The organism is Mycobacterium sp., from assembly GCF_032159775.1.
GTDB lineage: Bacteria > Actinomycetota > Actinomycetes > Mycobacteriales > Mycobacteriaceae > Mycobacterium.
Window position 1 is genome coordinate 25,869 of sequence record NZ_JAVHWK010000105.1, and the last position, 12,694, is coordinate 38,562.

Here is a 12,694-nt window from a genome sequence, read left to right on the forward strand (position 1 = left end):
GCGCGCTATCAGCGATTTATCGCGATTTGGTGACACCATGGACTCCATGAGGCAAAGGATCCTGGTCGTCGATGACGACCCTTCGCTCGCCGAGATGCTGACGATCGTGCTCCGCGGTGAAGGGTTCGACACCGCAGTCATCGGCGACGGCACCCAGGCGCTCACCGCCGTGCGCGAGTTGCGGCCCGATCTGGTCCTGCTGGATCTGATGCTGCCCGGCATGAACGGTATCGACGTGTGCCGTGTGCTGCGCGCCGACTCCGGGGTGCCGATCGTGATGCTGACGGCCAAGACCGACACCGTCGACGTGGTGCTCGGCCTTGAGTCCGGCGCCGACGACTATGTGATGAAGCCCTTCAAGCCGAAGGAGCTGGTCGCACGCGTGCGAGCCCGGCTGCGCCGCAACGAAGACGAGCCGGCGGAGATGCTTTCCATCGCCGATGTCGACATCGACGTGCCTGCCCACAAGGTGACAAGGCAGGGCGAGCAGATTTCGCTGACCCCGCTGGAGTTCGACCTGTTGGTGGCGCTGGCACGCAAACCCAGGCAGGTGTTTACTCGAGATGTGCTTCTCGAACAGGTGTGGGGCTACCGGCACCCCGCCGACACCCGTTTGGTGAACGTGCATGTCCAACGTCTGCGGGCGAAGGTTGAGAAGGATCCTGAGAATCCGCAAGTTGTGCTGACTGTTCGAGGAGTGGGATACAAGGCCGGACCTCCGTGACCTTGCGCGGCTGGGCCGCGGCCGTGACATTGACCGCCAGGCGGTCGCCGTGATCTTCAGCTCGAAGCGGCGCATTCAGCGGCGATCTGCTCCACTGATTCGCGGGTTGGGCGCGCTCGGTCGAGCATTAAGCCTTGCCTGGCGCCGTTCCCTGCAATTGCGGGTGGTGTCGCTGACGCTCGGGTTGTCACTGGCGGTGATCCTCGTGCTCGGCTTTGTGCTGACGAGCCAGATCACCGATCGCATCCTCGAGGTGAAGGTGCGCGCGGCCACCGAGGAGATCGAGCGGGCCCGCAACACCGTCAGCGGCATCGTCGGCGGCGAGGAGACCCGGTCGCTGGACAGCAGCCTTCAACTGGCCCGCAACACGCTCATCGACCGCAAGGCTGATGCGGGCGCGGGACTGGCGGGCGCGTTCGACGCCGTGCTCGTCGTTCCGGGTGACGGTCCGCGGGCCGCGACCTCGGCGGGTCCCGTCGCGCAGATCCCGAACGCCCTGCGGGACTTCGTGAAGGCCGGCCAGGTCAGCTACCAGTACGCGACGGTGCGCACGGACGGCTTCTCCGGGCCCGCTCTCATCGTCGGCACCCCGACGTCGTCGCCCGTCACCAATCTCGAGCTGTACCTTGTCTTTCCGCTGAACAACGAGGAATCCACGATCGCACTGGTGCGCGGCACGATGGCGACTGGCGGTGTCGTGCTGCTGCTCATGCTCGCCGCCATCGCGCTGATCGTCGCACGCCAGATCGTGCTGCCGGTGCGGTCCGCCTCGCGGATCGCCGAGCGGTTCGCCGAAGGCCACCTGACCGAGCGGATGCCGGTGCGCGGCGAGGACGACATGGCGCGGCTTGCGGTGTCCTTCAACGACATGGCCGAAAGCCTGTCGCGGCAGATCACCCAGCTCGAGGAATTCGGCAACCTGCAGCGCCGCTTCACCTCCGACGTCAGCCACGAACTGCGGACCCCGCTGACCACGGTGCGGATGGCCGCCGACCTGATTCACGACCACAACGACGAACTCGAGCCTGCGCTGCGGCGGTCAACCGAGCTGATGGTCAACGAACTCGACCGGTTCGAGATGCTTCTCAACGACCTGCTCGAGATCTCCCGGCACGACGCGGGCGTCGCGGAGTTGTCCGTCGAGGCGGTCGACCTGCGCGACACCGTGCAGAGCGCGCTGGTGAACGTCGGCCACCTCGCGGGCGACGCCCAGATCGATCTCATCGTCGACGTGCCGACCGAGGAGGTCATCGCCGAGGTCGACCCACGCCGGGTGGAGCGCATCCTGCGCAATCTGATCGCCAACGCCATCGACCACGCGGAGCGCAAGCCGGTGCGGATCAGGATGGCCGTCGACGAGGACACCGTGGCGGTCACCGTCCGCGACTACGGCGTCGGATTGCGGCCCGGCGAGGAGAAGCTGGTGTTCAGCCGGTTCTGGCGGTCCGACCCGTCACGGGTCCGGCGCTCCGGCGGCACCGGGCTCGGTCTGGCCATCAGCATCGAGGACGCCCGGCTGCACCAGGGCAGGCTCGAGGCGTGGGGCGAGCCCGGCAAGGGCGCCTGTTTCCGGCTGACCCTGCCGCTGATCCGCGGCCACAAGGTGACGACGAGCCCGCTGCCGCTGAAACCTGTTGGGCGCGAACGCAAGGCAAAGAGCTCGGAAAAGGAACGGCAACCGGCGGGGGAGAGCGTGTGAAGCGCCTGCTCGCCGTCCTGTCCGCGTGCGCGCTGGTGTTGGCCGGATGTGCTGGGGTGCCCAGTTCGTCGGCGCCCCAGGCGATCGGAACCGTCGACCGTCCCGCACCACCGAGCCTGCCGAAGCCGACGCCCAACATGGATCCCGATGTGCTGTTGCGCGAATTCATCAAGGCCACCGCAGATCCGTCCAACCGCCACCTGGCCGCCAGACAGTTCCTCACCGAATCCGCGTCCAGCGGCTGGGACGACGCGGGCAGCGCGCTGCTGATCGACCGGGTTGTGTTCGTCGAAACTCGGGGCCCGGACAAGGTTTCGGTCACCATGCGCGCCGACATCCTCGGTTCGCTTTCCGACATCGGGGTGTTCGAAACGGGCGAGGGTGCGCTGCCTGACCCAGGACCGATCGACCTGGTGAAGACGTCGGGCGGCTGGCGCATCGACAAGCTGCCGAACGGGGTTTTCCTTGACTGGCAACAGTTTCAGGAGACCTACAAGCGCAACACCCTGTACTTCGCCGACCCGACCGGTAAGACCGTGGTTCCTGATCCCCGCTATGTCGCGGTGTCCGATCCGGACCAATTGGCCACCGAACTGGTCACCAAGCTGATCGCAGGCCCGCGTCCGGAGATGGCGAACACCGTGCGCAACCTGCTCGGCCCGCCGCTGCGCCTGCGCGGACCGGTAACTCGGGCCGACGGCGGCAAGATGGGGGTCGGCCGTGGCTACGGCGGTGCCCGCATCGACCTGGAGAACCTGTCCACCACCGACCCGCATAGCCGCCAACTTCTTGCGGCACAGATCATCTGGACACTGTCTCGCGCCGGCATCAACGGCCCCTACGTCATCAACGCCGACGGCGCGGCGCTGGACGACAGGTTCGCCGAGGGCTGGCAGACTTCGGACGTCGCGGCCACCGACCCCGGTGCGGCCGACGGCGCGGCCGCCGGGCTGCACGCGTTGGTCGACGGGTCGTTTGTGGCACTGGATGGACAACGCGCCCCGCGTGTTCCCGGCCCGTTTGGTGCGACGCCCAATCAGACCGGGGCGGCCGTGTCGCGCAGCGGCCAGGACGCGGCGTCGGTGGTGACGCTGAACGCGGGCGCACCGGAGATGGCGTCGTCGCTATGGGTCGGTCCGATCGGCGGAAATCCGTTGCAGGCGATGGACGGTCGGTCGCTCTCGCGTCCCACATGGTCACTGGATGACGCGGTATGGGTGGTGGTGGACGGCAACAACGTGGTGCGCACGGTGCAGGATGCGTCGGGGCAGCCGGGCCGCATCCCGGTCGACTCCACGGCGGTGTCCACCCGGTTTCCTGGGCCGATCGCCGAGCTGCAGCTGTCCCGCGACGGAACGCGCGCGGCGATCCTGATCGAGGGACAGGTGATCCTGGCCAGCGTCGAGCAGACGCCGGGCGGCGGGTTCGCGCTGACGTATCCGCGCCGGCTGGGCTTCGGCCTCAAGAACACCGTCGTGTCGCTGTGCTGGCGCACCGGCGACGACATCGTCGTCAGCCGCACCGATCCGCAGCACCCGGTGTCCTATGTCAACCTCGACGGGGTGAACTCCGACGGCCCCAGCCGCAACCTGCTGATGCCGGTGGGGGCCGTGGCCGCGAACCCGTCGACGGTGTACGTGGCCGACGCCCGCGGCATCCTGCAGCTGTCGGGCTCGGCGGCCGAGAACGACCCGCGCTGGGTCGAGGTCCGTCCGTTGATGACGCCGGGTGCGATACCCGTGCTGCCGGGCTGAACCCTGACGCTTTTACGAGTTACGCAGACAAAACGCGTGTGATGGCGTTTCCTGTCTGGAGGGTTGTAGGCCCAGCCCGCCGAAAGGTCCGCGATGAACATCAATGACGTCCATGTGCCACGCCAGCAGGTGATCCGCGGTGCCGGTTTCGTACTGACCGCGGGTGCGCTCGCGGCCTGCGGCGATGGCGGAGACAAACCCGCAGACGAACCCGCGGCAAGCAGCGAGGCGGTAACGACCCCAGCACCCGCTGAGGCGGCAGGCGGTGCGATCGCCAAAACCGCCGACGTGCCGGTCGGTTCGGGTGTGATCGTCGACGACGTGGTGGTGACCCAGCCCACCGCCGGTGTGTTCAAGGGGTTCTCCTCGTCCTGCACGCACAAGGGATGCGCGGTGAACAAGGTGGCCGACGGCACGATCGACTGCCCATGCCACGGCAGCAAGTTCAACCTGGACGGCACCGTCGCCAACGGTCCGGCGGCCAGGCCTCTGGAGTCCAAAGCCGTTTCGGTGCAGGGCGATTCAATCGTACTGATGTGACCGCACCGGTCAGGCCGAGCTGACGCCGCGAATCCTGCCCTCGCGGAATGCCTCGACGAAGTGCCGATGGTCCTCCCGTACGGTCGCGGCGTAGGTGAGCCCGAATTCGACGATGTCGTCGACGAACTCGTCGGTGCGGTCCCCGATCATTTCTGCGATCGCGTCCTCGGTCTGGAATCCGACGAGCTCCTGGTCGCTGTCGGCGTCACCGACGCAGTGCACCTTGGCCACCGCACGGCCGAGCTGTTCGATCACCTCGGTCAGCTCGTCGGGTTCGGTCAGTTCGCTCCAGTCGAGGTCGGACTCATACGGCGAGAGCTCCGCGACGACGAAACCGACCCCGTCGATCTCGGTGTGGCCGAGCAGGGGATCGGCGTACGCCTGCAACGCCCGCTGCGATACCGCGGTGCGGTGCCCCTGGTTCTTGAAGTACTTGTGCACGGCCTCGTCGTCGACGACCCGGCTCGGCGCGGCGACGTTGCCCTGCTTCATCGACAGCACGATGTCGTTGTCGAGCGCCTGGTTGAAGCCCTCGATCAGCACGTTGTAGCTCGGTAGGCCCGCGCTGCCGATGCCGAAGCCGGTTCTGCCGACGATGTCCTTGACGTCGTAGGCGATTTCGCGGAACTTCTTCGATTTCGGGATGGTGTCCTGATAGGCCTCGAATGCGGCCTTGACCTTCTCGTATTCAGCCTCGTCGAGCTCGCGCACACCCGAGTTGTGGCGAAACCGGCGGTCCGCGTCGTCGACATGGGTGATCCGGTGCAGCATCTCGTAGCGCGTCGACAGGCGCGCGTCCTGCAGGGCGGCAAGCACCGCCCCGCGGGCTGTGTCGAGGTTCAACGAGAACGTCGAGTCGTCGTCGGTCTGCCTGAACCACGTCACCTGATCGAGATAGGAGCGGGTGAATGCCGCGATCAAATCGCGAATAACGTTGTCCGACAGCGCCTTCTGCCAGCAAAGCAGCGCAACACTGGCCGCGAACCGCTGCAAATCCCAGGTGAAGTGCCCGACGAAAGCCTCGTCGAAGTCGTTGACGTCGAAGATCAGCATCCCCGAGCCGTCCATGTATGTGCCGAAGTTCTCGGCATGCAGGTCGCCCTGGATCCAGACCCGGCCGGTCCGCTCGCCAGCCCATCGGTCCTCCTGATCGGCGACGTCGGCGTAGAAGACGCAGGCGCTGCCGCGGTAGAACGCGAACGGGTCGGCGGCCATCTTGCGGAACTTCGTGCGGAACGCGTCGGGGTCGGCCTTCATCAGGCCGGCAAAGGCCTGCTCGAGGCAGTCCACGATCTGCGACTCTCGATCGGTCATTCACAGGGAGTACCCAGACAATGAGCCGGCGAAATCTGCGTGGCGGCTGCGATGCCCGAGTTCCCGCAGCCATGGCGCAGAAGTCGGCGAACACCGGCCACCGAGGACCCTTGACGAGGTGCATCTGATCAGCTAATTTCGTATTTATGCGAAATCGCGAAGTGGCTCGCTCGGGCGCGCTGTTGAAGACGATCAAGGCCGTATCGAGTCCGGTGCGCCTCGAGATTCTGTCGCTGCTCAAAAATCCGACCGCGAATTTTCCCCCGCAGACCGATGGCGACCTCGTCAGCGACGGGGTCTGCGCCGACTTCATCCGAGACAAGCTCGGGATCGCGCCCGCAACGGCGTCCCGCCACCTGACGCTGCTGACCGAGGCCGAACTGCTGATCGCGACGCGCAAAAAGGGTTGGACCTTCTACCGGCGTGACGAGTCGGCGCTGGGCCGGTTCACCGACGATCTCGCCTCTGAGCTTTGAGGAGACGATGTGATGAGCCTCGCCTACAGCCATGTCGACGTCTTCACCCGAAACCCGTTCGGGGGCAACAGCCTGCCGGTGTTCCCCGATGCCGGAAACCTCAGTGCAGAACAGATGCTGCGAATCACTCAGGAGTTGCGGCACTTCGAAGCGATTTTTCTTCGACCCACAGATCGCCCCGACACTGTCGAGGCCAGAATCTTCGACCTGTTCGATGAACTGCCCTTCGCCGGACACCCGATCATCGGGGCGGCGGCGGTCCTGCACAAGCACTCGGGAGCTGCCGGTGCGCAGAGCTGGCGGTTCCAATTGGTGGCCAAGACAGTCGAAATCACGACTGAGGTCACCGACGACGGCTATTCGGGCTGGCTGAACCAGGGCGCGCCGGAGTTCCTGGGGACATTCGACGACGGTGACACGATCGCCCATGCCTTCAACCTCGCGCCAGACGATCTGATGGCCGACCTTCCGATGGAAGTGGTGAGCACCGGCCTTCGCTACCTGATCGTGCCGGTCCGGCCCGGTGCATTGGCGCGAGCCCGAATCACACAGGACATCACGGGGTTGCTGGACGGTGCCAAAGCGCAATTCGCGGTGTTGCTCGACGAAGCCGCCGTCGAAGTCCGGCACTGGAACAACGACGGAATCATCGAGGACGTGGCCACGGGAAGCGCCGCTGGGACGATCGGCGCCTACCGCCTGCGCCACGGCATGGCTCACGGCGGGCAGACGTTCATTCTGCATCAGGGCCAATTCACCGGCAGGCCAAGCGAACTACGCGTTCGGCCGGAAGGCAGTGCGAACCACGTGCGAACCGTGAACGTCGGCGGCGACGTCTCCGTCGTCGGACACGGCACGATCGATGCCCGTCCATGACCGGCATCCGCATGATCAGCGCCGAAACAGTCCGTGCCACTGTGAGTTTCGAAGATTTGATCGAGCCCATGTCGCGTGCTTTCGCGGAATCCAGCGCGGGCCTCGCCGACAACGGGCTGGTCGTGATGTTCCCCGCCGAGCGCAGCGAGCTGGGTGACGTCTACGTGAAGACCGGCAGCCTGCGCGGTCACGACGTCTACATCGTCAAGGTCTCACCCTGGTTCCGCAGCAACGTCGAACGCGGGCTGCCCCAGGGCGGATTCGTCGGCGTCTTCGACAGTCGTTCCGGCCAAACTCTGGCCCTGCTGAACGAGGAGCACTACTTGTCCGACATTCGGACCGCCGCGGCGGGCGCGGTGGCCGCGCGAGCGCTCGCGCCTGCCGAGGTCGGCACCGCCGCCGTGCTCGGGGCAGGAGTGCAGGCCTATTGGCAGCCCTTGGCGCTGTATCGAGAGCGGCCGTTCGCGACATTGTCGATCTGGGCTCGCAGCCCGCAGAAGGCCGAGCGGCTCAAGGCGCGGTTGAGTTCGAAGCTGCCCGGCGTCGAGATCCGCTGTTCGACCGATATCGAACGCACAGTGCGAAGCGCTGACGTCCTGATCACCGCAACGCTGTCGCGCGAACCGCTGGTACAGGGGGCGTGGTTGCACGACGGCCAGCACATCACCGCGGTCGGTGCCGACGACCCGAACAAAAGCGAGCTCGACGCGACGGCGCTGCAGCGTGCCCGTGTCTTCGTGGACGCACGCGACACCGCGGAGGCCAACGGTGATGTTCACCGGGCGATCCGTGCCGGCCGGTATTCGATCGGCGAGGTGGCGGGGGAATTGGGCGAAGTGATCTCCGGCCGGGTTGCAGGCCGTACGTCGGACGGCGACATCACCGTCGCCAAGCTCGTCGGGATAGGGGCGCAAGACCTCGTCGCCGCCGAGGTGACGCTGGCGAAACTGTAGGAATGTCACCGCCCGTCGCGACACTGGCGACGTGCTCGACCTGGTTCTTCCGCTGGAGTGCGGCGGGTGCGGCGCCCCGTCGACCCGGTGGTGCGCCGCCTGCGCGCGCCGACTCGCGGTTGGCGCCGACGCGCCGCACGTCGTCACGCCGCGGGTCCCCCCCGGCGTGCCGGTCTTCTCGCTGGGCCGCTACGCAGGCGCGCGCCGCAACGCCATCGTGGCGGTCAAGGAGCACGGCCGGGCGGACCTGATCCGCCCGCTGGCCGACGCGCTGGGTGACGGCTTGCGGCGTCTGCTGACGTGGGGCATGGTCGGCTCGCCGCTGACGGTGGTGCCCGCGCCGACCCGTCGTCACGCAGCGCGAAGGCGCGGCGGAGACCCCGTCACGCGGATGGCGGTCGCGGCCACGTCGGGTGGTCCAGACGCGCGGGTCGTTCCAGCACTTCGGATGACGGCACTGGTGCGCGACTCGGTCGGACTGTCAGGTGCGGCGCGCCAGCGCAATGTGGCAGGCCGGGTCCGGCTCTGCGGGTCGCGCAACCGGCTGTCGGGCGACGTGGTGGTGGTCGACGACATCGTCACCACCGGGGCCACCGTCGCCGAATCGGTGCGTGTCCTGCAAACTACTGGCGCCCGGGTGGTCGCCGTTCTCGTGCTCGCCAACGCCTGAGCGGCAAGCGTGACGGGGCGGCCAATTTCTCGGAGATCAAACGCGTGTGAAGAACTGAAAACAGGTAGGCGAAATTACTGGCACTAGTGGGTGAACACGGACTACCGTCGGGTCCAACGCCCGTGAACACCTCACGGCGGCGCTCTGGCAAGAAGCGCCAACCATCGCCCAGCGGTAGGAGGTGACTGATCGACACCTTGTACCGGCGAGCGGCGAAAAAACTCGTGCCCCGTCGGTGCATATCTGCCAGGTAGGCACGCAGTGCGCGTGCGACGCGAAACAGAAACGAGTCGCCAAGCATGTCAATCCGTTCCATGGAAACAGACCGCTCGATGATCGTTGAAGACGAAGAGACCGCGCCCGCGCCTCATGCCGAGGTTGTCGTCAAGGGCCGCAACGTCGAGATCCCCGATCACTTCCGCATCTATGTCTCAGAGAAACTGGCCCGCGTCGAACGATTCGACCGCAGCATCTACCTCTTCGATGTCGAACTCGACCATGAGCGCAACCGGCGCCAGCGCAAAAACTGTCAACACGTGGAGATCACTGCGCGGGGCCGGGGACCGGTCGTGCGGGGCGAGGCGTGCGCCGACAGCTTTTACGCCGCCCTCGAGGCGGCGGTCTGCAAACTCGAGAACCGGTTACGGCGGAGCAAGGACCGCCGCAAGGTTCACTACGGTGACAAGAGGCCGGTGTCGCTGGCAGAGGCCACGATGGTGTCGGCGCCCGAGGCGTTCGTCCAACGCGACGGCGACGAATCCGGGTCGGTCGACGGCGTCGAGTTCCACGAGCCCGGCCAGATCGTCCGCACCAAGGAACACCCGGCCAAGCCGATGACCGTGGACGATGCGCTCTACGAGATGGAACTCGTGGGACACGACTTCTTCCTGTTCCACGACAAACAGAGCGACAGGCCGTGCGTGGTGTATCGCAGGCACGCCTACGACTACGGGTTGATTCGCCTGGCCTGACCTCGGTCGACAGGCCGGTTCGACGAGTCACCTACGATGGACGTCGTCTAATACATCACGAGATCCATCAGACCCACAGGGGAAATCAGCGTGCTCGATAAGTTGCTCCGGCTCGGCGAAGGCCGCATGGTCAAGCGCCTCAAGCGGGTCGCCGACTACGTCAACACCTTGTCCGACGACGCCGAGAAGCTCTCCGACGCCGAGCTGCGCGCCAAGACCGACGAGTTCAAGAAGCGCTACACCGACGGCGAGGACCTCGACGACCTGATGCCCGAGGCGTTCGCGGTGGCCCGCGAGGCCGCCTGGCGCGTCCTCGACCAGCGGCCCTACGACGTGCAGGTGATGGGCGCTGCCGCCCTGCACTTCGGCAACGTCGCGGAGATGAAGACCGGCGAGGGCAAGACCCTGACCTGCGTGCTGCCCGCCTACCTGAACGCCCTGTCGGGCAAGGGCGTGCACGTCGTCACCGTCAACGATTACCTGGCCAAACGCGACAGCGAGTGGATGGGGCGCGTGCACCGCTTCCTCGGCCTCGATGTCGGCGTGATCCTGGCCCAGATGACACCCGACCAGCGTCGCGTCGCCTATGGCGCCGACATCACCTACGGCACCAACAACGAGTTCGGCTTCGACTACCTGCGCGACAACATGGCGCACACGGTCGAGGACATGGTGCAGCGCGGGCACGCGTACGGCATCGTCGACGAGGTCGACTCCATCCTGATCGACGAGGCCCGCACGCCGCTGATCATCTCCGGTCCGGCCGACGGGGCGTCGAACTGGTACACCGAGTTCGCGCGGCTGGCGCCGATGATGGAGAAGGACAAGCACTACGAGGTCGACATCCGCAAGCGCACCATCGGCGTCAACGAGATAGGCGTCGAGTTCGTCGAGGATCAGCTCGGCATCGAGAACCTGTACGAGGCCGCCAACTCGCCGTTGGTCAGCTACCTGAACAACTCGATCAAGGCCAAAGAGCTGTTCATGCGCGACAAGGACTACATCGTCCGCGACGGCGAGGTGCTGATCGTCGACGAGTTCACCGGCCGCGTGCTGCTGGGGCGCCGCTACAACGAGGGCATGCACCAGGCCATCGAGGCCAAGGAAAAGGTCGAGATCAAGGCCGAGAACCAGACGCTGGCCACCATCACGCTGCAGAACTACTTCCGGCTCTACGACAAGCTCGCCGGGATGACCGGTACCGCACAGACCGAGGCCGCCGAGCTGCACGAGATCTACAAACTCGGCGTGGTGAGCATCCCCACCAACAAGCCGATGGTCCGCGCCGACCAGTCCGACCTCATCTATAAGACCGAAGAGGCCAAGTACATCGCGGTCGTTGACGACGTCACTGAGCGCTACGAGAAGGGCCAGCCGGTGCTGATCGGCACCACGAGCGTGGAGCGCTCGGAGTACCTGTCGCGGCAGTTCCAGAAGCGCCGCATCCCGCACAACGTACTCAACGCGAAGTATCACGAGCAGGAGGCAGGCATCATCGCCGAGGCCGGTCGCCGTGGCGCGATCACGGTGGCCACCAACATGGCGGGCCGCGGCACGGATATTGTGCTCGGCGGCAACGTCGACTTTCTCGCCGACAAGCGGCTGCGCGATCAGGGACTCGACCCGGTCGAGACGGCCGAGGACTACGACGCCGCCTGGCATGAGCTGCTTCCGCGTGTGAAGGCCGAAGCCGCGTCGGAGGCCGAAGAGGTGATCGCCGCGGGCGGGCTGTACGTGCTCGGCACCGAGCGACACGAGTCTCGCCGCATCGACAACCAGCTGCGCGGTCGGTCCGGCCGCCAGGGCGACCCTGGCGAGTCCCGTTTCTACCTGTCGCTCGCCGACGAGCTGATGCGGCGCTTCAACGGCGCTGCGCTCGAATCGCTGCTGACCCGGCTGAGCCTGCCCGACGACGTGCCCATCGAGGCCAAGATGGTCAGCCGCGCCATCAAGAGCGCGCAGACGCAGGTCGAGCAGCAGAACTTCGAGATCCGCAAGTACGTCCTCAAGTACGACGAGGTGATGAACCAGCAGCGCAAGGTCATCTACGCCGAGCGCCTGCGCATCCTCGAAGGGGAGAACCTCAAGGAGCAGGCGCACGGGATGATGGTCGACGTGCTGACGGCTTATGTGGACGGCGCGACATCCGAGGGCTACTCGGAAGACTGGGATCTCGAAACGCTGTGGACCGCGTTGAAGCAGCTGTACCCGGTCAGCATCGACCACCACGACCTGATCGACTCCGATGCGATCGGCGAGCCAGGCGAGCTGACCCGCGAGGAGCTGCTCGACGCGTTGATCGAGGATGCCGAGCGCGCCTACACCGAGCGCGAGAAGCAGCTCGAGGAGCTCGCAGGCGAGGGGGCGATGCGCCAGCTCGAGCGCAATGTGCTGCTCAACGTGATCGACCGGAAGTGGCGTGAGCACCTCTACGAGATGGACTATCTCAAGGAGGGCATCAACCTGCGGGCCGTGGCGCAGAAGGATCCTGTGGTCGAGTACCAGCGCGAGGGCTTCGACATGTTCAACGGCATGCTCGACGCGATGAAGGAGGAGGCCGTCGGCTTCCTGTTCAACGTCACCGTCGAAGCGGTGCCCGCCGCGCCCGCAGCGCAGGTGGCTCCCGTCGCCGCGCCGACCGGGCTGACCGAATTCGCCGCAGAGGCGGCTGCGCAGGCGCAGGAGGGTGGCGTCGCGACGAAGGAGCGTGCGCAGGC

The 12,694-nt window shown here is 66.2% G+C and carries 11 protein-coding genes; 10 read left to right on the top strand and 1 reads right to left on the bottom strand.

The window, feature by feature from the left end:
- Window positions 1-37 precede the first annotated feature (37 nt).
- The 4 genes from mtrA (at window position 38) to QOJ24_RS11635 (ending at window position 4,717) form a co-directional block, all read left to right on the top strand.
- Window positions 38-724 carry a two-component system response regulator MtrA gene (mtrA, locus tag QOJ24_RS11620; RefSeq protein WP_011895547.1) on the top strand — a complete coding sequence of 229 codons (687 nt, stop codon included), beginning with the start codon at window positions 38-40 and terminating at the stop codon, window positions 722-724.
- A 49-nt stretch (window positions 725-773) separates the two neighbouring features.
- Entirely contained in the window at window positions 774-2,423 is a 1,650-nt protein-coding gene (mtrB, locus tag QOJ24_RS11625) for an MtrAB system histidine kinase MtrB (protein WP_526261236.1), read from the top strand.
- A complete protein-coding gene (lpqB, locus tag QOJ24_RS11630; protein ID WP_526261238.1) occupies window positions 2,420-4,177 on the top strand; it encodes an MtrAB system accessory lipoprotein LpqB in 1,758 nt (585 codons plus the stop codon). Before mtrB ends, lpqB begins: the two co-directional genes overlap by 4 nt.
- Window positions 4,178-4,270: 93 nt before the next feature.
- On the top strand, window positions 4,271-4,717 hold the full coding sequence (locus QOJ24_RS11635) for a QcrA and Rieske domain-containing protein (protein ID WP_526261240.1): 447 nt from the start codon (window positions 4,271-4,273) through the stop codon (window positions 4,715-4,717).
- 9 nt (window positions 4,718-4,726) lie between these two features.
- On the opposite strand, the gene QOJ24_RS11640 is transcribed toward QOJ24_RS11635, so the two are convergent.
- Window positions 4,727-6,031: a DUF2252 domain-containing protein gene (locus tag QOJ24_RS11640; RefSeq protein WP_526261242.1), complete on the bottom strand. Its 1,305-nt coding sequence runs from the start codon at window positions 6,029-6,031 to the stop codon at window positions 4,727-4,729.
- A 146-nt stretch (window positions 6,032-6,177) separates the two neighbouring features.
- Between QOJ24_RS11640 and QOJ24_RS11645 the strand changes: the two genes are divergently transcribed.
- The 6 genes from QOJ24_RS11645 to secA all read left to right on the top strand — a co-directional run.
- The gene (locus QOJ24_RS11645; RefSeq protein WP_526261244.1) at window positions 6,178-6,507 is read left to right on the top strand and encodes a transcriptional regulator; all 330 of its coding nucleotides are present in this window, start codon (window positions 6,178-6,180) and stop codon (window positions 6,505-6,507) included.
- 12 nt (window positions 6,508-6,519) lie between these two features.
- Window positions 6,520-7,383 carry a PhzF family protein gene (locus tag QOJ24_RS11650; RefSeq protein WP_526261246.1) on the top strand — a complete coding sequence of 288 codons (864 nt, stop codon included), beginning with the start codon at window positions 6,520-6,522 and terminating at the stop codon, window positions 7,381-7,383.
- An 11-nt stretch (window positions 7,384-7,394) separates the two neighbouring features.
- Window positions 7,395-8,336: an ornithine cyclodeaminase family protein gene (locus tag QOJ24_RS11655; RefSeq protein WP_526261261.1), complete on the top strand. Its 942-nt coding sequence runs from the start codon at window positions 7,395-7,397 to the stop codon at window positions 8,334-8,336.
- Between the two features lie 31 nt (window positions 8,337-8,367).
- Complete coding sequence (locus QOJ24_RS11660; protein ID WP_526261248.1) at window positions 8,368-9,006, top strand: ComF family protein; 639 nt, start codon at window positions 8,368-8,370, stop codon at window positions 9,004-9,006.
- A gap of 332 nt (window positions 9,007-9,338) precedes the next feature.
- Window positions 9,339-9,977 carry a ribosome hibernation-promoting factor, HPF/YfiA family gene (gene hpf / locus QOJ24_RS11665; RefSeq protein WP_526261263.1) on the top strand — a complete coding sequence of 213 codons (639 nt, stop codon included), beginning with the start codon at window positions 9,339-9,341 and terminating at the stop codon, window positions 9,975-9,977.
- Window positions 9,978-10,067: 90 nt separating this feature from the next.
- Window positions 10,068-12,694, top strand: a 2,627-nt coding sequence (gene secA / locus QOJ24_RS11670) for a preprotein translocase subunit SecA (RefSeq protein WP_526261250.1), incomplete at its 3' end; no start/stop codon positions are given.

Bases quoted from the DNA above. Each gene is read 5' to 3' on its own strand.
- QOJ24_RS11635 (WP_526261240.1), top strand. From the start codon at position 4,271: ATGAACATCAATGACGTCCATGTGCCACGCCAGCAGGTGATCCGCGGT.
- QOJ24_RS11640 (WP_526261242.1), bottom strand. From the start codon at position 6,031: ATGACCGATCGAGAGTCGCAGATCGTGGACTGCCTCGAGCAGGCCTTT.
- QOJ24_RS11655 (WP_526261261.1), top strand. From the start codon at position 7,395: ATGATCAGCGCCGAAACAGTCCGTGCCACTGTGAGTTTCGAAGATTTG.
- QOJ24_RS11645 (WP_526261244.1), top strand. From the start codon at position 6,178: ATGCGAAATCGCGAAGTGGCTCGCTCGGGCGCGCTGTTGAAGACGATC.
- mtrA (WP_011895547.1), top strand. From the start codon at position 38: ATGGACTCCATGAGGCAAAGGATCCTGGTCGTCGATGACGACCCTTCG.
- QOJ24_RS11650 (WP_526261246.1), top strand. From the start codon at position 6,520: ATGAGCCTCGCCTACAGCCATGTCGACGTCTTCACCCGAAACCCGTTC.
- hpf (WP_526261263.1), top strand. From the start codon at position 9,339: ATGATCGTTGAAGACGAAGAGACCGCGCCCGCGCCTCATGCCGAGGTT.